At 56.9% G+C, this 23,812-nt stretch carries 20 protein-coding genes and 3 tRNA genes; 9 read left to right on the forward strand and 14 right to left on the reverse strand.

Annotated elements, in window-relative coordinates; all coding sequences use genetic code 11:
• Nucleotides 1-86 precede the first annotated feature (86 nt).
• Complete coding sequence (locus ACR1XY_RS05535; protein ID WP_480590746.1) at nucleotides 87-902, reverse strand: FkbM family methyltransferase; 816 nt, start codon at nucleotides 900-902, stop codon at nucleotides 87-89.
• 176 nt (nucleotides 903-1,078) lie between these two features.
• On the reverse strand, nucleotides 1,079-1,828 hold the full coding sequence (gene tpiA / locus ACR1XY_RS05540) for a triose-phosphate isomerase (RefSeq protein WP_480590748.1): 750 nt from the start codon (nucleotides 1,826-1,828) through the stop codon (nucleotides 1,079-1,081).
• A 124-nt stretch (nucleotides 1,829-1,952) separates the two neighbouring features.
• Here tpiA and ACR1XY_RS05545 point away from each other — a divergent pair, with 124 nt between their 5' ends.
• Nucleotides 1,953-2,864, forward strand: a complete 912-nt coding sequence (locus ACR1XY_RS05545; protein WP_480590749.1) for an isopenicillin N synthase family dioxygenase — start codon at nucleotides 1,953-1,955, stop codon at nucleotides 2,862-2,864.
• On the opposite strand, the gene ACR1XY_RS05550 is transcribed toward ACR1XY_RS05545, so the two are convergent.
• Nucleotides 2,861-3,226 (reverse strand): HesB/IscA family protein, encoded by a 366-nt coding sequence (locus ACR1XY_RS05550; protein ID WP_480590751.1) that lies wholly within the window; start codon nucleotides 3,224-3,226, stop codon nucleotides 2,861-2,863. The genes ACR1XY_RS05545 and ACR1XY_RS05550 overlap by 4 nt on opposite strands.
• 170 nt (nucleotides 3,227-3,396) lie before the next feature.
• Here ACR1XY_RS05550 and ACR1XY_RS05555 point away from each other — a divergent pair, with 170 nt between their 5' ends.
• Nucleotides 3,397-3,723 (forward strand): hypothetical protein, encoded by a 327-nt coding sequence (locus ACR1XY_RS05555; protein WP_480590753.1) that lies wholly within the window; start codon nucleotides 3,397-3,399, stop codon nucleotides 3,721-3,723.
• 227 nt (nucleotides 3,724-3,950) lie between these two features.
• Here the strand turns inward: ACR1XY_RS05555 and ACR1XY_RS05560 are convergent, their stop codons facing one another.
• From ACR1XY_RS05560 to ACR1XY_RS05570, 3 genes are all read right to left on the reverse strand, one after another.
• Complete coding sequence (locus tag ACR1XY_RS05560; RefSeq protein ID WP_475209640.1) at nucleotides 3,951-4,313, reverse strand: SUF system Fe-S cluster assembly protein; 363 nt, start codon at nucleotides 4,311-4,313, stop codon at nucleotides 3,951-3,953.
• A gap of 96 nt (nucleotides 4,314-4,409) precedes the next feature.
• On the reverse strand, nucleotides 4,410-4,688 hold the full coding sequence (locus tag ACR1XY_RS05565; protein WP_170398461.1) for an NfeD family protein: 279 nt from the start codon (nucleotides 4,686-4,688) through the stop codon (nucleotides 4,410-4,412).
• Nucleotides 4,688-5,578, reverse strand: coding sequence for an SPFH domain-containing protein (locus ACR1XY_RS05570; protein ID WP_480591085.1), 891 nt, complete (start codon nucleotides 5,576-5,578; stop codon nucleotides 4,688-4,690). Before ACR1XY_RS05570 ends, ACR1XY_RS05565 begins: the two co-directional genes overlap by 1 nt.
• 184 nt (nucleotides 5,579-5,762) lie before the next feature.
• Here ACR1XY_RS05570 and ACR1XY_RS05575 point away from each other — a divergent pair, with 184 nt between their 5' ends.
• The 3 genes from ACR1XY_RS05575 to lon all read left to right on the forward strand — a co-directional run bounded on the left by ACR1XY_RS05575 (nucleotide 5,763) and on the right by lon (nucleotide 10,491).
• On the forward strand, nucleotides 5,763-6,674 hold the full coding sequence (locus ACR1XY_RS05575) for a nucleoside hydrolase (protein ID WP_480590755.1): 912 nt from the start codon (nucleotides 5,763-5,765) through the stop codon (nucleotides 6,672-6,674).
• A gap of 64 nt (nucleotides 6,675-6,738) precedes the next feature.
• Nucleotides 6,739-7,869 (forward strand): tRNA guanosine(34) transglycosylase Tgt, encoded by a 1,131-nt coding sequence (tgt, locus tag ACR1XY_RS05580; protein WP_480590757.1) that lies wholly within the window; start codon nucleotides 6,739-6,741, stop codon nucleotides 7,867-7,869.
• A gap of 213 nt (nucleotides 7,870-8,082) precedes the next feature.
• Nucleotides 8,083-10,491, forward strand: coding sequence for an endopeptidase La (gene lon, locus ACR1XY_RS05585; RefSeq protein ID WP_480590759.1), 2,409 nt, complete (start codon nucleotides 8,083-8,085; stop codon nucleotides 10,489-10,491).
• Between the two features lie 32 nt (nucleotides 10,492-10,523).
• On the opposite strand, the gene ACR1XY_RS05590 is transcribed toward lon, so the two are convergent.
• The 3 genes from ACR1XY_RS05590 to ACR1XY_RS05600 form a co-directional block, all read right to left on the reverse strand.
• The gene (locus ACR1XY_RS05590) at nucleotides 10,524-12,110 is read right to left on the reverse strand and encodes an APC family permease (protein ID WP_480590761.1); all 1,587 of its coding nucleotides are present in this window, start codon (nucleotides 12,108-12,110) and stop codon (nucleotides 10,524-10,526) included.
• Nucleotides 12,111-12,238: 128 nt separating this feature from the next.
• Nucleotides 12,239-12,313: transfer RNA gene (locus ACR1XY_RS05595), tRNA-Val, on the reverse strand.
• A gap of 125 nt (nucleotides 12,314-12,438) precedes the next feature.
• Complete coding sequence (locus ACR1XY_RS05600; protein ID WP_480590763.1) at nucleotides 12,439-13,821, reverse strand: M10 family metallopeptidase C-terminal domain-containing protein; 1,383 nt, start codon at nucleotides 13,819-13,821, stop codon at nucleotides 12,439-12,441.
• A gap of 1,018 nt (nucleotides 13,822-14,839) precedes the next feature.
• Between ACR1XY_RS05600 and ACR1XY_RS05605 the strand changes: the two genes are divergently transcribed.
• The 3 genes from ACR1XY_RS05605 (at nucleotide 14,840) to uvrA (ending at nucleotide 18,071) form a co-directional block, all read left to right on the forward strand.
• Nucleotides 14,840-14,916, forward strand: a tRNA-Asp gene (locus ACR1XY_RS05605).
• Nucleotides 14,917-14,960: 44 nt separating this feature from the next.
• Nucleotides 14,961-15,037, forward strand: a tRNA-Asp gene (locus ACR1XY_RS05610).
• 175 nt (nucleotides 15,038-15,212) lie between these two features.
• Nucleotides 15,213-18,071: an excinuclease ABC subunit UvrA gene (gene uvrA / locus ACR1XY_RS05615; RefSeq protein WP_480590765.1), complete on the forward strand. Its 2,859-nt coding sequence runs from the start codon at nucleotides 15,213-15,215 to the stop codon at nucleotides 18,069-18,071.
• Nucleotides 18,072-18,081: 10 nt separating this feature from the next.
• Here uvrA and ACR1XY_RS05620 read toward each other — a convergent pair whose 3' ends face one another.
• From ACR1XY_RS05620 to ACR1XY_RS05640, 5 genes are all read right to left on the reverse strand, one after another.
• Nucleotides 18,082-18,411 (reverse strand): hypothetical protein, encoded by a 330-nt coding sequence (locus tag ACR1XY_RS05620; RefSeq protein ID WP_480590767.1) that lies wholly within the window; start codon nucleotides 18,409-18,411, stop codon nucleotides 18,082-18,084.
• 99 nt (nucleotides 18,412-18,510) lie between these two features.
• The gene (gene mmsB, locus ACR1XY_RS05625; protein ID WP_480590769.1) at nucleotides 18,511-19,383 is read right to left on the reverse strand and encodes a 3-hydroxyisobutyrate dehydrogenase; all 873 of its coding nucleotides are present in this window, start codon (nucleotides 19,381-19,383) and stop codon (nucleotides 18,511-18,513) included.
• Nucleotides 19,384-19,386: 3 nt separating this feature from the next.
• The gene (locus tag ACR1XY_RS05630; protein WP_480590771.1) at nucleotides 19,387-20,427 is read right to left on the reverse strand and encodes an enoyl-CoA hydratase/isomerase family protein; all 1,041 of its coding nucleotides are present in this window, start codon (nucleotides 20,425-20,427) and stop codon (nucleotides 19,387-19,389) included.
• Between the two features lie 7 nt (nucleotides 20,428-20,434).
• Nucleotides 20,435-21,577, reverse strand: a complete 1,143-nt coding sequence (locus ACR1XY_RS05635) for an acyl-CoA dehydrogenase family protein (RefSeq protein ID WP_480590773.1) — start codon at nucleotides 21,575-21,577, stop codon at nucleotides 20,435-20,437.
• A 105-nt stretch (nucleotides 21,578-21,682) separates the two neighbouring features.
• Nucleotides 21,683-22,798 (reverse strand): carboxylate-amine ligase, encoded by a 1,116-nt coding sequence (locus ACR1XY_RS05640; RefSeq protein ID WP_480590774.1) that lies wholly within the window; start codon nucleotides 22,796-22,798, stop codon nucleotides 21,683-21,685.
• A 132-nt stretch (nucleotides 22,799-22,930) separates the two neighbouring features.
• Here ACR1XY_RS05640 and ACR1XY_RS05645 point away from each other — a divergent pair, with 132 nt between their 5' ends.
• Complete coding sequence (locus ACR1XY_RS05645) at nucleotides 22,931-23,782, forward strand: class I SAM-dependent methyltransferase (RefSeq protein WP_480590776.1); 852 nt, start codon at nucleotides 22,931-22,933, stop codon at nucleotides 23,780-23,782.
• Nucleotides 23,783-23,812 lie beyond the last annotated feature (30 nt).

A 23,812-nucleotide genomic window follows, 5' to 3' on the forward strand; every position in this document is an offset into this window, starting at 1 on the left:
CCCGTTCGGGCTATTGGCTGCCAATGATACCGAAGGCGGGTCTGAGCCAAAACAGTACAGACCCGGACCTTCAGTCAACAAGGATGTTATTTGCGTTTTCTGAACAAGCGGGAAAAACCTCGTTTTTTCCTTGATTTGGCACTGTCTGTTCGTGTCGTTTCAGTCGGCTCAATGCGTTCCGGGGGGGACGGTTCTTTGGTTGTCGGTTGGTAGTTGTGCCATTTGTCGATGGAAAATCCACCTTTAAGGACATCCACATAGTCGGCAGGCGCGTATTTTGGGTTGATGAACACAAGGTCCACTTGAAAGAGGTAACCGCTGTAATAGCACAGGTCGATTATCTCCAAGAGCTCAAAACCGGCGGCCATCGCCAGCTGCATTCGCTCGAATATTCTTTCTCGCGGAGATTCAAGGATCAGGACCGAGCAGTGCTCCAATGCTTCTTGCGCACCTTCCAGAATCATTTCTTCGGCCCCGTCGACATCGATTTTCAACAGGAAAGGGGCAGCCGGGGCCTGTTCGAGGACAAAGGTATCAAGCTTCAGCGTCGGCACTGTGCGTAGCGTTTCGGTCGGTGCTTCGCCGTGCGCGAACCTTGCATGTGTGACGTCTTGTCCTTGCATGACGGTGGAGACCGTCAGTTGCGCAGTCCCGTCAGAATTGGAAACCGCGACTTTGTTGAGCTCGTAATCTATGTTTGCGTCGCTGTAGACTTTTTCGATGGATTCGAAATGCTCTTCGATGGGCTCAAACAGATAGTGCTTCTTTTCTGGAAATGCGGCCATCAATTCATGTGTGCCAAAGTGGATGCCAACATCCAGCACGCATTCGATGGGAAATTCGGCATCGCGAAGCTGTTGAAGAAGCGAAATCTTGCTCGGGTGACGCTGACTACTTTTCATAACGTTCCTTAAATCGGCGAAAGTGTGTGGTGTCTGGTTGGTGTGCCGGGACACACGACTGCTACTGATTGAGTTTGATTCTGGTCCGGGTAATTTACCTCGCGCGAGAGTTTGACGATGAGGCGAGCGAATTCAACAAGTTCTTTTCCCGCCGAATAAAATCAGACGAGAAGCGCTCAGGCTTGCTCCAATGCCTCGACAATTGCAGAGAAGTCTGCAGCCTTCAGGCTAGCGCCGCCAACCAGTGCGCCGTCCACGTTTGATACACCAAAGATTTCGGTCGCGTTGGACGGTTTGACCGAACCCCCGTAAAGTAGCCGCACCGAGCGACCGACGCCTTCACCGAAACGCCGTTCCAGACGGGTGCGGATAAAGTCGTGAACCTCTCCGATTTCGTTCAGCGTGGGAACTTTGCCGGTTCCAATGGCCCAAATCGGTTCATAAGCGACGATCAGGTTCTCGCCGGTCGACTGGTCGGGGATCGAGCCCGACATCTGTCCGCCGATGATGTCCAGTGTGTTGGCGGCTTCGCGCTGTTCCAGGCTTTCGCCGACGCAGATTATCGCCTTCAGCCCGGCATCCATTGCAGCGCGGGCCTTGGCGCGAACGTCTTCGTTCTGCTCGTCGTGATCCTCGCGGCGCTCGGAATGGCCCAGAATGACCGCGTTTGCACCGGCGTCCACCAGCATGTCTGCGCTGATATCGCCAGTATGCGCGCCCGAAGTCGCCGCATGGCAATCTTGCCCGCCGACAGTGATCCCCGTTCCACGCACGGTCTCGGCCGCGCGGTGCAACAAGGTTGCAGGCGGGCAGATCAGCACATCTATGGCCGTAGAGGGGAATGCCCGGGCCAAAGCCTCCAACTCGCTCAGGGCTGCCGTGGTTCCGTTCATTTTCCAATTGCCAGCCGCCAGCTTACGCCGCATGTCCCATTCTCCCTGAAGTATAGTTGTTCTTTGAACCGGATAGCACCGCCAGTCCAGACTGACAATTCCGGTTGCAGAGCAGACCGCAAAACGGCAGTGTCCGGGCGCAGAAAGGAACGGGCGTATGATCGAAAACCTTGATCTGACAAAACTGGACCAACGCGATCCGGTCGAACTTGGCAAGCTGCTGCGCGCGATGGGTGAAGTAGGTTTTCTGACCGTTTCGAACACCGGGCTGAACGCTGACCGCGTGCGCCAGGTTCTGGGCGCGTATCGTGGGTTCTTTCATCTGCCCGAGGCCGAGAAGAAACGGGTCGATATGGCGCTGACCGGGTCCAACCGGGGCTGGGGCGCGTCGCGATCCGAGCAGGTCGACCCGGAGGCGAACGCCGATTTAAAAGAGGTGTTCGATTGCGGCTTTGAGTTGCCTGTGAACAGTCCCTATGCCGATGCAGGGCTTGGCGTCTATGCCCCGAATCTGTGGCCGGATAACCAGCCCGCGTTCAAGGAAAAAATCCAAGCCTATTACACGGATGCCTGCGCGGTTGCGATGCGGGTTCTGCGCGCGATTGCGGTGGCGCTGGGGCGTGCAGAGAACAGCTTTGATACCACGTTTGATACGCCGATGGCGTTGCTGCGCGGCAACTACTATCCTCAGCGCCCGGACTGGGCCGGAGATCGCGACTTTGGCATCGGCGCGCATACAGATTACGGCTGCCTGACTTTGCTGGCCACTGACGGGACCTCGGGGCTTGAGGTGCGAATGCCCGATCATAGTTGGGTAAAGGTTGAGGCCGCGCCTGGGACCTTTATCATCAATTTTGGTGAAATGCTGGAGTTCTGGACCGCAGGGCAGGTTAAGGCCACTCTACACCGTGTGGTTGGTGGCCCGCACGAGCGCCTGTCCGTGCCGCTGTTTTTCAACCCGTCATTTGACACCAACGTGGCACCACCGAACTCAGGTCGGATCATTCGCGCCGGCGAGCATCTGACCCGACGGTTCAATGAGACCTACGTCCACCTACAGGCATCTTAGGATTGGGGCGTCAGCCCTTCGTCAAACTTGATCGACTCGCCGCAACCGCAAGCGTCGACAACGTTTGGGTTGCGGAATTTGAAACCGGCCTCGAGCAACGAGACTTCATAGTCGATCTCGGTTCCGAACAGGAACATCTGCGCCATCGGAGCAATCATGATCCGCGCGCCGTCCTGTTCGACGACCTCGTCATTCGTAGCGGCTTGATCGACATAGTCCATGGTGTATTCCATGCCGGCACAGCCGCCTTTCTTGACGCCGATGCGCAGGCCGGCGTGACCACCTGATTTCATCAGGCGGACAATCTGCTCTGCCGCTTTGGGCGTCATGGTCACGGCCTGTTTGCCGGGAATGCCGAACATTGTGATCTCCGTTGTCGCACGTAGCCTTCAATTTAGTGCTGACAGGGCAACGGCTCAAGACATAGCAGCGCTGCTTACCTAACTTTTCTGCCATCCCAGGAATGATGCTTGCCTTTTGAAATCAGGTGACTTTAGCTGAGCCCAAGGGTTTTCAGACAAGGTGAGATGAGATGGCTGACAATAAAGTTTTTCGCAAAAACATGGCATTGGCGTCAATTCTTGTGGTGACCGCCGGTATGGCGTCGGCCGAAACCGCGCAAAAAGTACATCCAGTCAATTGCACAACTGCCGAAGGCGATTTGCGCGCGATTGCGGCAGAGAAGAAGCACGCGCAGGATCAGCAGGTCGAAAGCGTGGTCGCACTTACACCTGCAGGCGCGCTTTTGGGATTGGCGACCGGCACCGAAAACAAGAGATTGTCCATGCTGTCAGGCGACTATGTTAAAGCGTTGGATGAAAGAGCCGCCGAGATCAAGTCCAAGTGCGGTGTTCAGTAACCTTTTGGTTAAGATAAGAAAAGACCGCTCTCGGGCAAGAGCGGTCTCTTATTCAGGCCGTCCGGCCGGGACTACGGGGGACGTGTAATTCCTTCCGGCCTGTACTGTGTACTTATTGGGATGCATGTACCAGCACGCCGGGACTATTCGCGGACCATGTAACGGTATTTCGACAAGTCGGTGACAGAAAAATAAATCTTTTGCGACAAAGGATTATTTTGCTTGGCTTACATAAAGCCAAGTTCCAGCCGCGCTTCGTCCGACATCATCTCCATGCCCCAGGGTGGTTCCCATGTCAGTTCGACGTCAACCTCTTTGACACCCGCGACGGGTTCGATTGCTTCGACGATCCAGCCGGGCATTTCGCCGGCGACCGGACAACCGGGCGCGGTCAGCGTCATGATGACTTTCACCGCGTTTTCCTGCGTGATGTCAATCGTGTAGATCAAACCCAGATCGTAGATATTCACCGGGATTTCCGGATCAAAGACCGTACGGCAGGCTTCTACCACTGCGTCGTAAAGGGGATGCTCAATGGACGAAGGCGCAATCAGTGGTGTGCCTTCCAGATGTTCACTCGGATGAGTCATTCGTGCCTCGGGTCTAGTTCCTGAGCAATTATATAGGGAAAGCCTGTGGCAGCGTCCAGTGGCGCAATGACGCCCCCTAAGGGGCGCCCGCAGGTCTTAGTCGTTGATGTCGTGCCGGAAGGTTTTCACCTGACCATGGGGCAGGGAATAAACTCGCCGCAAAACCAGCCATGCGATCAGGGACAATGCCGCAAAGATCAGCAGCAAAACCGGCAGCGAGGGCGTCATTCCGGGGATGACAAGAAGCAACCCGGTGATAGCCGCCCCGATCGCAAAGCCCAGAAAGATAAATCCGGGCAACACGATCTCAAGGATTCCAAGTGCTAGCGCCGCGGCCAGCCAGATCCACCAGGTCAGCCAGAAGGGATCGGCCATTACTTACCTCCTCTCAGCATCTTGAAGGCATCGCCAAAGGCCTCGAGCGCGTTGGCGGGCACAACGATGGTTTGAGAGCCGGTGCCATTGCCCAATGCATTCAATGCCTCGACCTGTTTCAGGGCAACCTGATACTGTGCGGCCTCGATACCGTTATCCTGAATGGCCTTGGCAACCACGCCGGTAGCATAGGCTTCTGCTTCGGCCTGAATTCGGCGGGCCTTAGCGGTCTGTTCGGCCGCATAAAGTTCCGCATCGGCGCTCAACTCAACCGCACGTTTCTGGCCCTCGGCTTCGGTCACCTGTGCGCGACGCGCGCGCTCGGCGTTCAACTGCTGCAGCATCGCGTCGCGGGTGGCCTGATCCAGGTTCACGTCCAGAATCTCGGCACGAGTCACTTCGATCCCCCAGTCATCAACGGCGGTTTCTACGCTTTCCTGGATGCGTTCAATCAACTGAGCGCGGTTCGACTGGACTTCATCCAGATCCATCTTACCAATTTCAGCCCGGACGATACCGGCAACGGTTGTTGCAATCGCTCCGTCAACGTCACGAATACGGTACACCGTCTTTTCCGGTTCGAGAATGCGATAAAACACCGAGGTGTCAATCTGTACCAGAACGTTGTCCTTGGTAATCGCGTCCTGCGTTGCGTTAGGCAGCTGGCGTTCAAGAATGGATATCTTGTGGCGGGCAACGTCAAGAAAAGGCACGATAAAGTTGATACCCGGGCCAAGCACCGAGTGCAGACGCCCGAACCGCTCGACCACGTATTTTTCGGATTGCGGTACGATCTTGATGCCCTTGAAAATGACAACGACGATCAACACCGCCGCCAACACATAAATGATGTTTGATGTCAGCAATCCAATGATCTGTTCTTCGTTCATGCCTATCATATCTGTCCTCTTTTATTGTGTACTATAGTATACATGTGGGGATTGAGTCGCCCGTTTTCAATTCTGGTATGGGGTGATCTGGCGTGGATGCAAATCTCTGAAATCGTAGATGAGCAGTGGAAAATGCGGATTGTGACCGCTTTGCATCCCACCGTGTTTGCGTTATCGGGCAGGGATGAAACTGATCATCGATACAGACCCCGGCATCGACGATGCCATGGCGATTGCCTATGCCGCCGCCGCGCCCGAAATTGACCTTATCGGGCTGACCACAGTTTTCGGCAATACGCATGTACATCAATCCAGCCGCAACGCGCGTTTTTTGCTGCATAAACTTGGGTTGGACGCGCCAGTGGCCGAGGGTGCTGCATTCGCGTTGGGTCAAAGCCGTCACGCTCCGTCCGATCACGTGCATGGCTCGGAAGGCTTTGGAGATATTACTGAAATCCCTGACATCGGTGCAAACCACGGCATGTCGGCGGCCGAGTTTTTGGTCGATACAGCGCGTAGCCATAAGGGAGAACTGGTCGTCTGTGCGGTTGGCCCTTTGACCAATATCGCCCTGGCTATGCAACTGGACCCTGAGTTTGCGCGCAATATAAGGCGCTTGGTTATCATGGGTGGCGCGGTCTTTTGCCCTGGTAATGTGAATCTTCATGCAGAGGCCAACATCTATCACGACGCCCGTGCCGCGGATATCGTCTTTGCCACGCCACCGGAAACCGTGCTGGTAGGGTTGGATGTGACGTTGAAAACTCTCTATGAAACCGCCGATTTCGAGGCGCTAGCCGGACAGTCGCCTGATATGGGTGGGTTTCTGCGGGATATCTCTCGGTTCTATCTGAAGTTCTACAAAGAGGTCGGCGGGTTGGAAGGGTGCGGCCTGCACGACTCAACAGCGGTGATCGCCTGCACGCATGAACCGATGTTCGAAATGGTCGAAACCGGTCTGAACGTGGTAACCGAAGGGCCAGAGATCGGCGCCACGCGCCCCGATCCGTCGCGCCCTGCGGTCCGCGTGTGCCGGGATGTGGACGGGGCAGGGGTCGTCCATCTGTTTACCGAGCGCGTCGCGTCACTGCCCTGACGGGTTGCAATGGCTGGGCAGATCGGGCACATCCCACCCGGTTCAGCGACCCCGAGGCAACCCCATGACCGAGCGTTTTTCTTTTGATCTGAAAGCTACTGACGGCAAGGCCCGAACCGGTGTTATCAACACGCCGCGCGGCGATGTGCGAACGCCCGCTTTCATGCCCGTGGGTACTGCGGCGACGGTCAAGGCGATGATGCCCGAAAGCGTGCGTGCGACAGGGGCGGATATCCTGCTGGGCAATACCTATCACCTGATGTTGCGTCCCACGGCCGAACGCATTGACCGGTTGGGCGGGTTACATAAGTTCATGAATTGGGAGCGCCCGATCCTGACCGACTCGGGCGGGTTTCAGGTCATGTCGCTGGCTGGGTTGCGAAAGCTGACCGAAAAGGGTGTGACGTTTAAGTCCCATGTCGACGGCTCAAAGCACGAGCTGACGCCGGAAAGGTCGATGGAGATCCAGCGCCTTCTGGGCTCCGACATTGTCATGTGTTTTGACGAATGCCCGGCCCTGCCTGCCGACCGGGATCGCATTGCCGAGTCGATGCGCTTGTCGATGCGGTGGGCTGATCGCTCGCGTGAAGCGTTCGGCGATCGCCCCGGCCACGCACTGTTCGGCATCATGCAGGGCGGGCTGGAACAGGATCTGCGCGAGGAAAGCGCCGAGGCGCTCAAGCAGATAGGGTTCGAAGGCTATGCGGTCGGTGGTCTGGCCGTGGGCGAGGGGCAGGAGGCCATGTTCGATTGTCTCGACTACGCGCCGGATTTCCTGCCGACAGATAGACCGCGGTATCTGATGGGGGTTGGCAAACCCGACGACATCGTCGGCGCAGTCGCGCGCGGCATCGACATGATGGATTGCGTTCTGCCCTCACGCTCGGGCCGCACAGGTCAGGTGTTTACTCGCCACGGTGTCGTGAACATCAAAAACGCCCGCCACGCTGACGATCCGCGCCCTTTAGACGAGCATTGCACTTGTCCGGCCTGTTCGAACTACTCCCGCGCGTATCTGCACCATGTGTTCCGTTCGAACGAGATGATCTCGGGCATGCTGCTAACCTGGCACAACCTGCACTACTTCCAGGAAATCATGCAGGGTATGCGCGACGCGATTGCAGTGGGCAAGTTCGAGGCATGGCAGGCCGAGTTCCACGCGCAGCGTGCACAAGGCGATATCGAGCCGCTTTAGTCATTTCGCGACAGCGCCATTGTGCGAAAACGGTGGATATGTCGGCGCGATACCTTGCAGTCCGGAAAACCTCGGGTCATTCTGAACCGCGATACACGACGGTAAGGTTGAAAAAGGGCGATGAGGCCCCACCTTTATCGTCCAAGACAGGAGATGGCCAAGCGTTGCCTTATTCAGGGACCGGAGCCATCTTGCCAACGATAAGGATTGAGCATGCAAGAGCCTCTGAATTCCTCATACCCCGTACTTCCGCTGCGCGATATCGTGGTATTTCCACACATGATCGTGCCGTTGTTCGTGGGTCGGGAAAAATCCGTCCGCGCATTGGAAGAAGTGATGCAGGACGACAAGCAGATTCTGCTGTCCAGCCAGATTGACCCGGGAGATGACGACCCGGTCGAAGAAGGAATTTACCGATCTGGTGTTCTGGCCAATGTTCTGCAATTGCTGAAGCTGCCCGATGGCACCGTAAAGGTGCTGGTCGAAGGGCAGGCACGCGTGCAGATCACTGAATTTCTCGAAAACGAAGATTTCTTCGAAGCCCGCGCCGAATATCTGACCGAAATTCCGGGCGACGTCACCACGACTGAGGCGCTGCTGCGCACCGTCGCGGATGAGTTTGAGCGCTATGCCAAAGTGCGTAAGAACATCCCCGAAGAAGCCCTGACTGCAGTTGGTGAAACCGCCGAACCGGCCAAGCTGGCCGATCTTGTGTCGGGTCATCTGGGCATCGAGGTCGAACAAAAACAGGAACTGCTGGAGACGCTCTCGGTCAGCGAGCGGCTTGAGAAGGTCTATGGCCTGATGCAGGGCGAAATGTCGGTTCTGCAGGTCGAGAAAAAGATCAAGACCCGCGTCAAATCCCAGATGGAGAAAACCCAGCGCGAATACTATCTGAATGAGCAGATGAAGGCCATTCAAAAGGAACTTGGCGATGGCGAGGACGGCAGCAATGAAGTTGCCGAACTGGAAGCCAAGATCGCCGAGACCAAGCTGTCGAAAGAGGCGCGCGAAAAGGTCGAGGGCGAGCTGAAAAAGCTGCGCAACATGAGTCCGATGTCTGCCGAGGCGACCGTCGTGCGAAACTATCTGGACTGGATTCTTTCGCTGCCGTGGGGCACCAAATCCCGTGTTAAAAAGGATCTGGGCCGTGCGCAGGAGATTCTGGATGCTGATCACTATGGCCTTGAAAAGGTAAAGGAACGAATCGTCGAGTATCTGGCGGTTCAACAGCGTTCAAAAAAACTGAAAGGCCCGATCTTGTGCCTCGTTGGCCCTCCGGGTGTGGGTAAGACCTCGCTTGGTAAGTCGGTTGCCAAAGCCACGGGGCGCGAGTTCATTCGCATCTCGCTGGGTGGTGTGCGCGACGAATCCGAGATCAGGGGTCACCGTCGGACCTATATCGGCTCGATGCCCGGTAAGATCATTCAGGCGTTGAAAAAGGCGAAAACCACGAACCCGCTCATCCTGCTCGATGAAATCGACAAGATGGGGCAGGACTTCCGTGGCGACCCGGCTTCGGCCATGCTTGAGGTGCTGGACCCGGAACAGAACAACACGTTCATGGACCACTACCTTGAGGTCGAATACGACCTGTCAAACGTGATGTTCCTGACCACGTCGAACAGCTACAACATGCCTGGGCCTCTGTTGGACCGGATGGAAATCATCCCGCTGGCCGGCTACACCGAAGAAGAAAAGAGCGAGATCGCCAAGCAGCACCTGATCAGCAAGCAGGTCAAAAACCATGGTCTGAAAGCCAAGGAATTTGAACTGACCGATGAGGCACTGCAGAAGATGATCCGTACCTACACCCGCGAGGCGGGCGTGCGGAACCTCGAGCGTGAAATCGCCAAGGTGGCTCGGAAATCGCTGACCAAGATCATCAAGAAAGAGGCGGATTCGGTTACCGTTACGCCGGATAATTTGGATGAGTTCCTGGGCGTGCCCAAGTTCCGTTACGGTCTCGCCGAGCAGGACGATCAGGTTGGTGTTGTCACCGGCCTGGCCTGGACCTCAGTTGGCGGTGATTTGTTGCATATCGAGGCGTTGAAACTTCCCGGTAAAGGTCGGATGAAGACCACCGGTAAGCTGGGCGATGTGATGAAAGAATCCATCGATGCGGCCTCGTCTTATGTGCGGTCGATTTCGCCTCAGATCGGGGTGAAGCCACCGAAGTTCGACACGCTGGATATCCACGTCCACGTGCCGGATGGGGCAACGCCCAAGGATGGCCCGAGCGCCGGTCTGGCGATGGTGACCTCGATCGTGTCCGTGCTGACCGGTATCCCGGTGCGCAAGGATATCGCGATGACCGGTGAGGTTTCGCTGCGCGGCAACGCCATGCCGATCGGCGGTTTGAAGGAAAAACTGCTGGCGGCCCTTCGCGGTGGCATCAAGACCGTCCTGATCCCGGAAGAAAACGAAAAGGATCTGGCCGAGATTCCGGACAATGTTAAAGAAGGGTTGAAGATCATCCCTGTCACGCATGTCTCGGAAGTGCTGAAACACGCGCTGATCCGCGAACCGGAACCGGTTGAATGGGATGAGGCCGCGGAAGAGGCCGCGGCAGCTGCCGCCAAAGCGACCGAAGATGCGGGGCGATCCGCAACAGCACATTAAACAAATCAAAGGCGGGGGAGACCCCGCCTTTTTTACAACCCGATGATGGGCTTTTTCGGGTCCAGAATCTCTTCCTCGGCGATGTATTCCCGAAATTTTTCCGCAGGCAAGGCAGAGCGCACCGCCAGGCCAAAAATCACTGCGGAAAACAACACGCATAGCGCAATGTCCCATCCGAACGGAATTTGTTTCTGCGCGCCGTCCCCGAATTGACCGAGATAGGAAATCAACCCGATTCCAATAAGGTACGGCAACAGCCACAGTGCTTCGGTCACGTCCATTTCGTCCAGCCGGTTGTGAAACCGTACCAACAGCAGAATCACTCCGATGGCCAGCGCGATTCCCAGTCGCCAGACCGTGTCCCAGCCACTCCAGTAAACGACAAGGGTTGCGATGGCGAAGGCTAACACCGCGACCAGTCTTACCGCCGGGATACGGATGGACCGGGGGTGATCCGGCATCAGATGGCGCAGGCAAACGACCGCAATCGGGCCAACCGCAAAGGACAGCACGATTGCGGCACCGTTGAGCGCGATGACGGTGGTGAACGGCACAGTCAACAAAAACAGCACTCCGATCAGGAAGTTCAGCGCCAGCGCCCATAACGGAACACCGAATGAGGAAAGAACCATCAGCCGTTTCGGCAGAAATCCGTTTTTCGAGAGGGCCATGGCGATCCGGGCGTTCGATCCCGTTGCAACCAACCCGTTTCCGAATGGCCCGATCACTGACCCGATGTTCAGAACGCTCAGGAACCAAACAAAACCGACCGAGATTATGACGCCGTCCAGCGGGCCTTGGCCGCCGAAACTCAGGTTGGCCCAACCGTTTTTAAGCATGTTGGAATCCAGTGCCCCGACAAAGGCGACTTGCAGGCCCAGGTAAATGGCCGCGCACAGCACAATGGACAGGACCAGCGCTGTGGGGATGGCGAATTTTGGGTTTCGAACCTCACCGGCCATATCGACCACATGGCGAAACCCGATAAAGGAGAAAATGACCCCACCTGTCGAGACCGCAGCCATGATGCCTTGCAAACCGTAGGGAGCGAATCCGTCTGGCTGCGTGAAGTTCTGCGCGTCGAAGCGGTTGACGATCAGCAGGGCGGACAAAATGACCGGGATTGCGATTTTTGCCCATGTCAGGGTTGCGTTTACCTGAGTAAAGAACTTGACGCCCAACGCGTTGAACGAGACGAAAAGCAGCATGAAGAACAGGGCGACGGTGATGCCCGCTCCGGTCAGGTTTCCGGTTTCGGCCGTGTGTAACCACGGAGCATAGGGGGAGAGGTATTTCAGCATGGCCTCAACCTCGATCGGGGCGGTTGTGTTGTAGCCAATCCAGGCCGTCCAACCCATCGCCATCGAGACGATATTGCCATGCGAAAACTGCGGCACCCGCGCAATGCCTCCGGGGATTGGCAGCATGGCTGAGATCTCGGCAAATGTGATCGCCAAAACGAACATGGCCGCGGCGCCGATGACCCACGAGATTACGGCAGCCGGACCGGCATGTTGCACCGCGAGTAGGGGGCCAAACAACCAGCCGGACCCAATGATGCCACCGACCGAGATGAAGGTCAGGCCGAGCAGCCCGATATCCCGTTTCAGTCTGGCCACGACCGTGCCCCATCCATCATCGCCGCATAAAGATGCGGCCGTTCAAAACAGGATACGCAGTTGTGGCGATTTCTGGCAAGCACTTGTCAGGGAAGGGCAAAACCAATGTAGGCAGCCAAAAAGGGGAATGGTGGGTGATAAGAGATTTGAACTCCTGACATCTTCGATGTGAACGAAGCGCTCTACCACTGAGCTAATCACCCGTGAGGACGCGTAATACAGAGAGTTCTGGTGGCTTGCAAGAGCGCCCGACGCGCAATTTTTGTAATGCAAGCACAAAAAAAACAGGCAGCAGATACCCGCTGCCTGTTGCTAAGAAAGCAGGACCTTAAAGGATGAAGTCGTTTGCGGTCAGATCGTGCAAACCGACAAGTTTGAACATCATTTCGGGTTCTTCGTCACCGTCAGTGTCCACATAGACGAAGGTTCTGTCATACAGGGTGCCTTCGTAGTCACTGTGTACGAAATAAACCTCGCCCTGATCGGAATTCGTTGCCGGGGTTTCCCCGTTGAAGACAAAACTGTCGTTGCCGGCCAGAACCGTACTGGCATCAATAGTGCTCAGGTCGATCTTGTCCTGTCCGCGCGTAAAGTCGCGGATCAGATCGGCGGTCTGACGAATGGCGGAGCCTTCGTCGATCGAGTTGAAGACGAAAGTGTCATTGCCGGCGCCACCGGTCATGTCGTCCCGCCCGACACCGCCGACCAGAGTGTCTGTGCCTTTGCCGCCGTAAAGCGTATCCCAGCCTCGGCTGCCGAGCACGGTATCGTTGCCGGCACCGCCTCTCAGGACGTCGTCTTTAATGCCGCCGTCCAGAAGGTCGTTGCCAGCATTGCCCACCAGATAGTTGATCAGTTCGTCCCCGGTGATGACGTCGTCCTGCGCCGTACCCATAACATGCCCGATGTTCTGGATGGTGTCGGTGCCATAGCCGGTATTCTGCGCGCCGGTGTTGGACAGGTTCACAGTTACACCATTGGTGCCTGTATATCGCAACCAGTTATCGCCCTGACCGCCGTTGATCGTGTCGTCGCCGTCCCCGTCTTTATTCACAAAGGTGTCGTTGCCATTGTCACCCGACAGGGTGTCGTTGCCTTTGCCGCCGGTAATCCAGTCATTGCCGTCGCCGCCGAAAATCCTGTCGTTACCAGCACCCCCGGCAAGGGTGTCGTTGCCATAGGCACCGTTCAGGTAGTTGTTGTGTTCGTTGCCAACCAACCAGTCATTGCCATACCCGCCAAACGCGTTTTCGATAACAACTGTGTTGGCGATGGTGAACCCGCCTGCAATGCCAGAGGCGGACGAGATCTCTCCACCTGCATTGTGGCCCTCAAGATCGGCGTCGTTGAGGTTGATATACACGTCGCGCCACACGCCAACGGCAGAGATCGCATCGTTCCCACCGGTGTCCCAAATGGCCTTCCAAAACGTCCCCGCGCCGTTTACGCCCTTGATTTGGTAGATGTCGTTACCAGTTGCATTTTCAGCCGTCCCGTAAATGGCTTGGAGAGCCGCAATGTCCAACGCCATCGGGGTTGCCGAGTCACCATAGGTGTAGCTTGTCACAGGGACCTTAGATGCACGTCCTGAATTGTAGGACATGATCGTATAGACGCCCTGGTTTTGACCATCCGTTCCGAAATCGCCGAACGGTTCGGATACGCCATCGAAGATCGTCGAAGTGCCGCCGCCGTCGTGCGGGTGGGCCAAGCCAAGTCCGTGCAGAATTTCATGTAGGATTGTTGAGAAACCCGCGCCGCCATCTTGCAGTCCTTGATTGTCAAAGATTACCGAATCATAGGCAAGCACTCCAAAAAGTGAGGGAATTCCATTTTTCTGTAATAGGGGCTTATCACCAGGAACCTGATGAAAACCAACATACCCAGGACCACCAAGTGTTTCTTGTGTGGCCACTGCATAGACCAGGTTTACTCCCGACCACGATGACTGTACGAATGTGATAGGAATAATGGACTCGATAACGTCGAATGCTCTTTGAATTGCAGTTTTCATCTGAGTTGGAATAGGGGCTTGTCCTAAAGATCCGTCGTCAAACCGATATGTGATTTCTACCGGGCCATACGATGAAGTCCAACCTGCCCCCCACAACAAGCCGTCGACGTAGGGTTTACCTGTCTGAATTCCTTCGGGATATACCGCTGCAAAAGCCATTTTCCTACTTTCATCTTTCACAACACAACCAGAGGGCAGTCACGAAGCGATGCCATAGATTGCATTAGCCTTCCATTTGACCCCTTAAAGTCAGGGCCTGTTTTTTCTTGTGTACTTTCACTTCGAAACTTGCGGGTGCAAGCCGATAGTCAAAACTTATTAAGTTTTGGTACTTTATGTCGCCTCTTGCACACGCAATGTGGCCTAAAAATGACGACCGGGTTGGGTGCTCAGGATGACGTTGCGACCGGGAATGGTTCTATTAATCTTTATGTACAAATTTTACGAAAACCTACATCTTATGCGTGTCTTTTGCGGAATCGGTCAGCGGCGAATCCGTAGAGTTTTGTCAGGGTGTTTTGAGGGCGTGATTCCCTCCGCCAGACAGGGCAAATCCGGATACGCGGCCAGTGCATGAATGGGAAGCCTGGCAGGGGATGGGTCCCTGTTGAAGCGAACATTTTTTACGATCTGGAAAAAAACTTCAAAACGCCGCTTGACGATGTCGGGGCGTGGCCATAATACACCCCAACGTTCAGCAACGAACGGGCAGCGGGCGGTTGTAGCTCAGTTGGTTAGAGTACCGGCCTGTCACGCCGGGGGTCGCGGGTTCGAGCCCCGTCAACCGCGCCATCGCTGCCATCCTTGGTCCAGGGTAAAGGCCACAAAATAGATGCGCGGTTGTAGCTCAGTTGGTTAGAGTACCGGCCTGTCACGCCGGGGGTCGCGGGTTCGAGCCCCGTCAACCGCGCCATTTTCCTTCCGATGCCTATAAATCTCACCCCTTGCAAGGGGCGCGTATTGGATCTGGGTTACGATGTCAGGAGATGTCGGCAATATTCTGGTCGTTCACATTTTGTTCTAACTTTCTTGTTGGAGACTCAGTGCCGCTCGCCTATTTCTAGGACACTTGTGTTTTGGGGGCCAAAATGGCTGAGCTGAAGAATATCGAGGTGCGCGGTGCGCGCGAGCATAACCTCAAGGGCATCGACGTCGATATCCCACGGGATCAACTGGTGGTAATCACCGGACTGTCGGGCTCGGGCAAGTCCTCGTTAGCGTTCGATACGATCTATGCCGAAGGCCAGCGCCGATATGTCGAAAGCCTGTCGGCCTATGCGCGCCAGTTCCTTGATATGATGGAAAAGCCCGATGTGGATCACATCAGCGGCCTGTCCCCGGCAATTTCCATCGAACAGAAAACCACGTCGAAGAACCCGCGCTCAACGGTCGGTACGGTCACCGAGATCTATGACTATCTGCGCCTTTTGTTTGCCCGCGCAGGGACACCCTACAGCCCTGTCACCGGTCAGCCGATTGAGGCGCAGCAGGTGCAGGACATGGTCGACCGGATCATGACGATGGAGGAGGGCACGCGAGGTTACCTTCTGGCGCCCATCGTGCGGGACCGGAAGGGGGAATACAAAAAAGAATTTCTCGAACTGCGAAAACAGGGCTTTCAGCGGGTGAAAGTGGATGGCGAGTTCTATGAGCTTGATGAGCCACCCACGCTGGACAAGAAATTCCGCCACGATATCGACGTCGTGGTCGACCGTCTGGTTGTGCGCGAAGGAATGGAGACGCGGCTGGCCGACAGCCTGCGCACGGCTCTGGATCTGGCAGACGGCATCGCGGTTCTGGAGACCGCACCGCGCGAGGGCGAATCGGAGCGGATCACGTTCAGTGAGAATTTTGCCTGCCCGGTCAGTGGTTTCACCATCCCCGAGATCGAGCCCCGTCTGTTTTCGTTCAACGCGCCCTTCGGGGCTTGTCCGGACTGCGATGGTCTGGGTGTCGAGCTGTTCTTTGACGAGCGGCTAGTAGTGCCGGACCAGACGCTGAAGCTCTATGACGGGGCCTTAGCCCCGTGGCGCAAAGGCAAGTCTCCGTATTTTCTGCAAACCATCGAGGCCATCGCGCGCCATTACGAGTTTGACAAGAATACGCCCTGGAAAGATCTGCCAGCCAAGGTGCAGCAAGTGTTCCTGCGTGGGTCGGGTGATGAAGAGATCCAGTTCCGTTACGACGAGGGCGGGCGGGTGTATCAGGTCACCCGCAGCTTTGAGGGCGTGATTCCCAATATGGAGCGGCGCTATCGCGAGACCGACAGCGCCTGGATCCGGGAAGAATTCGAACGGTACCAGAACAATCGACCATGTGGGGCCTGCGATGGTTACCGCCTGCGGCCCGAAGCTCTGGCCGTTAAGATCGCTGGCCTGCATGTCGGTCAGGTGGTTCAGATGTCGATCCGCGAGGCTCTGGCCTGGATCGAAGACGCGCCGAACCATCTGAGCATTCAGAAGAACGAGATCGCCCGTGCCATTTTGAAGGAAATTCGTGAGCGGCTGGGATTCCTGAATAACGTTGGTTTGGAATACCTTACGCTGTCCCGTTCAAGTGGTACCCTGTCCGGAGGTGAAAGCCAGCGTATCCGTTTGGCCAGCCAGATCGGCTCGGGTCTGACCGGGGTTCTTTACGTGCTGGACGAGCCTTCGATTGGACTGCATCAGCGTGACAATGATCGGCTGCTGGGCACGCTCAAGAATCTGCGCGATCAGGGCAACACCGTGATTGTCGTGGAACATGACGAAGAAGCCATCCGCGAAGCGGATTACGTCTTCGATATTGGCCCGGGTGCAGGTGTGCATGGCGGACAGGTGGTCAGCGAGGGCACACCCGATAAGATCGCGGCCGACGCGGCCTCCATGACCGGTCAGTATCTCGCTGGCACCCGAGAGATCCCGATTCCGTCGAAACGACGCAAGGGAAACAAGAAGAAAGTTTCGGTGGTCAAGGCGACCGGGAACAACCTGAAAAACGTCACCGCCGATTTCCCGTTGGGCAAGTTCGTGTGTGTGACTGGTGTGTCCGGGGGAGGTAAATCCACGCTGACAATTGAGACGCTGTTCAAGACCGCCTCAATGCGTCTGAACGGAGCGCGGCAAACTCCGGCGCCCTGTGAAACGATCAAAGGGTTGGAGCATCTGGATAAGGTCATCGACATTGACCAGCGACCCATCGGGCGGACTCCGCGTTCGAATCCAGCAACTTACACCGGGGCCTTTACCCCGATCCGAGACTGGTTCGCCGGTCTGCCCGAGGCCAAGGCGCGCGGTTACAAGCCGGGACGCTTCAGCTTCAACGTCAAAGGTGGCCGATGCGAGGCCTGTCAGGGTGACGGTGTCATTAAGATCGAGATGCACTTTCTGCCGGACGTCTATGTGACTTGCGAAACCTGCAAAGGCGCGCGTTACAATCGCGAGACGCTGGAGATCAAGTTCAAGGGCAAGTCCATCGCCGATGTCCTTGATATGACTGTGGAGGACGCGCAGGAGTTCTTTAAGGCGGTGCCCTCGATCCGTGACAAAATGGACGCCTTGGCGCGGGTTGGGCTTGGCTACATCAAGGTCGGCCAGCAGGCGACCACGCTGTCCGGTGGTGAAGCGCAGCGGGTCAAGCTGTCCAAGGAACTGTCCAAACGCTCGACCGGGCGGACGCTGTATATTCTGGACGAGCCGACCACCGGGCTGCATTTCGAAGATGTGCGTAAGTTATTGGAAGTTCTTCATGAATTGGTCGATCAGGGAAATACGGTTATTGTGATCGAACACAATCTGGACGTCGTGAAAACCTCCGACCATATCATCGATATAGGCCCCGAAGGTGGCGATGGTGGGGGTGAGATCGTAGCAACCGGAACACCCGAGGACGTGGCTGCGGTCGAGCGCAGCCATACCGGACGTTACCTGAAACAAATGTTGGATGGTCGGGCGGTAGCGGCGGAATAGGGGGCTATCCTCAATTGAGGATATCTGCCACCGCTCCGATCAGGTTCAGCACCTTTCGCGTGTCAGGATCAACGCGATAGACATAGTCACCGGCGCGGATGTAGCTGCCGCGATTCAGCCCATAGCGGTACGGATCATTGATCCAGCGATAGTCGCTGTTGATGTAGTCGCCCGTGCGATACAGGTTTTTGACCTGTCCCGGCGGCACGCAAGGCACGGCTTTCTTCGCCAGACCTGGCGGGCAGTGACCGGCCTTACCTTTGCTATTCCCGGCCATGGCCACGCCAGAGCTGAGCGCAAGCGCTAGGATCGCCGTCGAAATGGTCAAAACGCGCGACATCTTAAATCCTTTCGCGTGAAAACTGTGGCCAAGGATAGATGGCCGTCGCTGCGTTTTGGGTCAACCCCATGGGCAGGAAGCTGCTCACTGGGAGCGCTCTTAGCCTCGTCCGCGTTTTTCGAACCGTGGCAGCATGGCCGAAAAGTCCATTCCCAGCCCATCTTCGGCTTCGACGAATTTCTCATAAAGTGAGGTTGCCACCTGTCCCATCGGCGTGTCGGCATCCGCGCTTTCGGCAGCCTGTTGGCTGAGCCGCAGGTCCTTCAGCATCAGTTCGGCGGCAAAACCGGGTTGATAGTCGTTATCTGCCGGGCTGGTCGGTCCGACGCCGGGGGCAGGGCAATAAGCGTTCATCGTCCAGCTATAGCCCGAAGATGTGCTGACCACGTCAAACATCTTTTGCCTGTCCAGTCCAAGTTTGTCAGCCAGCGCAAAGGCTTCGCATGTGGCAATCATGGTGACGCCCAGGATCATGTTGTTGCAGATTTTCGCGGCCTGACCGGCGCCGGACTCGCCGCAATGCACGGCCTTTTGGCCCATGATGTCAAACAGGGGCTCCGCCTTGGCAAAGGCGTCGTCACTGCCGCCTGCCATGAAGGTCAGCGTGCCAGCCGCCGCGCCGCCGATTCCACCCGAAACCGGAGCGTCGACCGCTAGGACGCCTGCCTCTTTCGCCTGATCCGCGACGGCGCGGGCGCTGTCGACGTCGACGGTTGAACAGTCAATCCACACTGATCCAGACTGCATCGCGGGGATGACCTCATTCGCGACCGCGCGCAGAATCTGACCGTTCGGAAGCATAGTGACAACGATGTCGGCACCAGCGGCAGCATCTGCACCAGAACCGGCCATGGTGACACCCGCAACATCGACATCAGCCATGTCAAAGCCCGTCACCTCATGCCCAGCTTTGGCCAGGTTGGCGGCCATTGGATTGCCCATGTTGCCAAGCCCGATAAACCCGATTTTCATTTCTTATGTCTCCTCAAAAGTCAGCATGTCTTTACCCAGAGGCTGCAGCATCTTTGAAACCGCGACCGCAGGCACGGTTTGATCGGCAAACTGCCAGCGCGGCGTGCGGTCTTTGTCGATGATCTGGGCGCGAATGCCTTCCAGAAAATCCCCGTGTTCCATCGCGCGGAAGGTATAGCGATATTCCAACTCCAGCGCTTTGCGCTGGGTCAGGCTGGGGGTGCGTAAGCGGTGCAGCATCTCAACCGTACACGCCATCGAAAGCGGTGAATTGCGGTCCATGAGTTTGCGCGCATCTGCCGCCATATCGTGTTTGGAATTGGTCAGGGTGTTCAGGATGTCCCCAAGGCTCTCTCCGGCAAAACACGCGTCAATCTCGGCCTGCTGACGCCCAAGTTCGCTTTCAGGTGGCACCGCTGAATGCTTCTGCAGCATTTCAGTGTCACCCGACGCCTCAAGCATCTCGATCAGATCGGACCACTCGGCGAGCGGTATGTAGTGATCGGCAAAACCGGCAAAGATCGCATCACCGGGTCCCATGCGGTGGCCGGTAATACCCAGATACTCGCCCAGCCGACCGGGGGCCAGCGCCAACATCAGGGTGCTGCCGACATCCGGCACCAACCCTATGGAACACTCCGGCAGCGCAATCCGAGAGCTTTCACCAACAATGCGATGGCTGCCGTGGCAACCGATGCCAACACCGCCGCCCATGGTGAACCCGTGCAGGAAACTGACGACCGGTTTGGGGTATTCAAAGATCAGCGCGTTCAGACGGTATTCGTCCTGCCAGAAGGTGCGACCATAGGCATAGTCGCCCTTGATACCGGTTGCATAAAGGTCGGCAATGTCCCCGCCAGCACAAAAGGCCTTTTCGCCTTCGGCATCCAGAATCACCAGATCCACGGCGTCGTCTTCGCGCCAGTTGCGCAGCGCCGTGTCGATCGCCATGCACATGTCATAGGTCAGCGCGTTTAACGCTTTGGGGCGTGTCAGGGTGATACGCCCGGCGCGGCCAGTTATACGGATGTCGATGTCAGGCATGGGCCCCTCAGCGTTCGGCAAGCATTTGTCGGGCGACAATAACCCGCATGATTTCATTCGTGCCTTCCAGAATCTGATGCACGCGGAGATCGCGGACCAGTTTCTCGATCCCATAATCCGCCAGATAACCGTAGCCACCATGCAATTGCAGGCACTGGTCCACAACCTTTGACCCGGTCTCGGTCACGAATTTCTTGGCCATGGCGCAGAACTTGGTCGCATCCGGCGCGCCCTGATCCAGTTTCCACGCGGCCTGCCGCAGGAAGGTTCGTGCGGCCTGAAGTTCGATCTCCATATCGGCCAGCCGGAACTGCAACGCCTGGAACTGGTCGATGGATTGGCCAAAGGCCTTGCGTTCCGACATGTATTGCAAGGTCATGTTCAGCCCGGCCTGCGCGGCCCCCAACGAGCAGGAGGCGATGTTCAACCGCCCGCCATCCAGACCCATCATCGCGTATTTGAAGCCGTCGCCCTCGGTTCCCACAAGGTTGCCCGCCGGGATTTTGCAATCATCGAACTGCACCTGCGCCGTCGGTTGGCTTTTCCAACCCATCTTCTGTTCAAGTGCCCCAAAACTGAGGCCGGGTGTGCCGTCCTCGACATAAACAGTCGAGATGCCCTTGGGGCCATCCTGCCCGGTGCGTACCATGCAAACATAGGCGTCGGAATAGCCGCCGCCCGAGATAAAGGCCTTGGTGCCGTTCAGCGTGTAGCCTTCATTGGTGCGGTCTGCGCGCGTTTTCAGCGCCGCGGCGTCCGAGCCTGATCCGGGTTCGGTCAGGCAGTAACTGAGGACGGTATTCAGGCTCAGCACGTCGGGCATGATGCGGGATTTCAGATCGTCGCTGGCGAAATTGTCCAACATCTTGGCGCACATGTTGTGGATCGACAGGAACGCCGCGACCGAGGGGCAGGCCATCGAAAGGGCCTCGAACACCAGCGTTGCATCCAGACGGGTCAGGCCAGACCCGCCGCTGTCTTCCGAAACATAGAGCCCGCCGAACCCCAACTCGCCGATCTGAGGCCAGAGTTCCTTGGGGATGGTCCCGTCGGCCTCCCACTGACGGGCGTTGGGTGCGATGTTGTCCTGCCCGAAATCATAGGCCATATCGAAGATCGCGGTCTGCTCTTCTGTCAGTGCAAAATCCAAGGCTTGCCTCCCACGTTGCCGAATGAATTGAACGAGTGTTTATTTCTGAATTCTTACAGAAATTTTGCACGGTCAGCAATCACCGGTATGAGGCATTCCGGGGTATCAAAGGTCCAGGTGGTATTCTTCGATCAGATGTCGGACAACAGCCTTGCCGGGGTCGTCACCCTTTGCCACGGCCTCGGCATAGACGCGGCGTTGTCGCGTAGCAGAGGTACCCGTTTGCGCGATCTGCTGCAGGCGGGCCAATTCTGTCATGGTGCCTAGTGCCTCGGCATCTTCGGCCAGCAGGCCCATCAGTTCGCCCATCAGCTCGGGCATCGGTTTGATTGAACGATCCCCAAAATCGATCAACCCTTCGCCGACACCGTAACGCTGCGCGCGCCAGCGGTTTTCGCCAATCAGAAACTGGTCGTAATGCCGCCAGCGAAGGTTCCGGTCTTTCAGACGACACAACATGCGGGTCAGGGCCTGTACCAGAGCGGCTAGCGACAGCGTGTGTTCCAGCCTCGGCTGCACATCCATGATCCGGGTTTCCAGCGTCGGAAACCGGTGTGAGGGGCGCAGGTCCCACCAAATCTTCGTCGTGTCCTCGATCACCCCCAGTTCGACCAGAATGCCTGTGGTGCGTTCGTAATCCGACCAACTGGCCAGAACCGGAGGTAGCCCGGTGCGTGGCAGATTGTCAAAGACGGTCAGGCGATAGGAAGACAGGCCCGTATCCTCTCCGTTCCAATAGGGCGAGGATGTCGAAAGCGCCAGCAGGTGCGGCAGGAAATACGAAAGCTGTGGCATCAGGTCGGCGCGCAGGGCCGGGTCCTCGACCCCGACGTGAACATGCATGCCGCAGATCAGCATGCGCCGCGCGACGCCGCCCAAGGCGTGCTGCAGCGCGTCATAGCGATCCTTGCGGGTGTGGTGCTGTTTCTTCCAATCGGCGAACGGGTGGCAGGACACCGCAATTGGGGCGAGGTTATATTCAGCGGCGCGTTCGGCCACACAGGAGCGCAGGCGTTTCAAATCCTCTCGGGCGGACTTGACCGTTGTGTGGGGCCGGGTGCCGACCTCGATCTGGCATTGCAGAAATTCGGGGCTGACCTGTCCTTCGAAATCCGACTGGCAGGCCTCCATCAAGGCGGCGGGGGCTTCGGCGAGTTCAAGGCTGTCGCGATCGACCAGCAAATATTCCTCTTCGATGCCCAGCGTGTATTCTTGCTGCATGGCGGCCCTCGTTTAACTATTCCGACCAGTGAATACGGAAATTCCTGTTTTGCCAAGCGTTTGACGCAGCCCTTCTTGCAGAGGCCCGTCAAGCGGCGGTAATGAACAAGCGAGTCGAAAGTGGAGCCGCCCGTGAAACCCAGAAAATTCCCCAAGATCAACGAAGCCCTGGATGAACTGGGTGTGAAGCTGATCGACAAGGCCGCTGAAAACGACGAGCGCGCCCGGCTAGAGGCGTTCGAACGGGCAGGGGGATTGACCCGCCCGGCCTATGCTTTGTCGCCGGGAATGGAAGGGTTCGATATCGGCCAACTGGTTGCTGAATACAGCCAACATGCCGATGCGCTGGACGCCCTGAAGGACCCGGCACGCAATCAGACCAGCTATCGGATCGGCAACGGTTACTACGACAGCCCTGATGCCGACGCGCTGTACCTGATGATCCGACGGTTTGCGCCGAAGCAGGTGATCGAGGTCGGCTGTGGCAACTCGACCCGCGTAACCCGTCAGGCAATCATTGACGGTGGGCTGGACACGCGGATCACTGCAATTGATCCATACCCGCGGGCAGATATCGCGCATGTTGTGGACCACTTCGAACAGAAACGGCTCGAGGAAGTTGATCCGGCGCTGTTCGATCAGCTTGAGGCGGGCGATGTTCTGTTCATCGATTCCAGTCATGTGGTTCGGATGAGCAACGACGTAGCGCATTTGTTCTGCCGGATCATTCCGTCGCTGAAACCGGGCGTGGTGATCCATGTCCACGATGTTTTTCTGCCCTATGAATACCCTAAGCGTTTCTTCTACGACTGCCCGGGTTGGGGTGAGCAGTACGTGCTTCACGCCTTGCTGCAATCCGGCGCGTTTTCAATGCTTTGGCCCGGGTACTACTTGCAAAGGGACCGCCCTGATGCGGTTGAGGCGTTGCCATTTCTGAAAGAAGGACGGGCGCAAAGTATCTGGGTGCAAATCAAGGAAAAGTGATCCGGGCAGGCTGAGGCTCCGTACCCCTTT

The sequence above is a fragment of the Ruegeria sp. AD11(2025) genome (assembly GCF_056542405.1).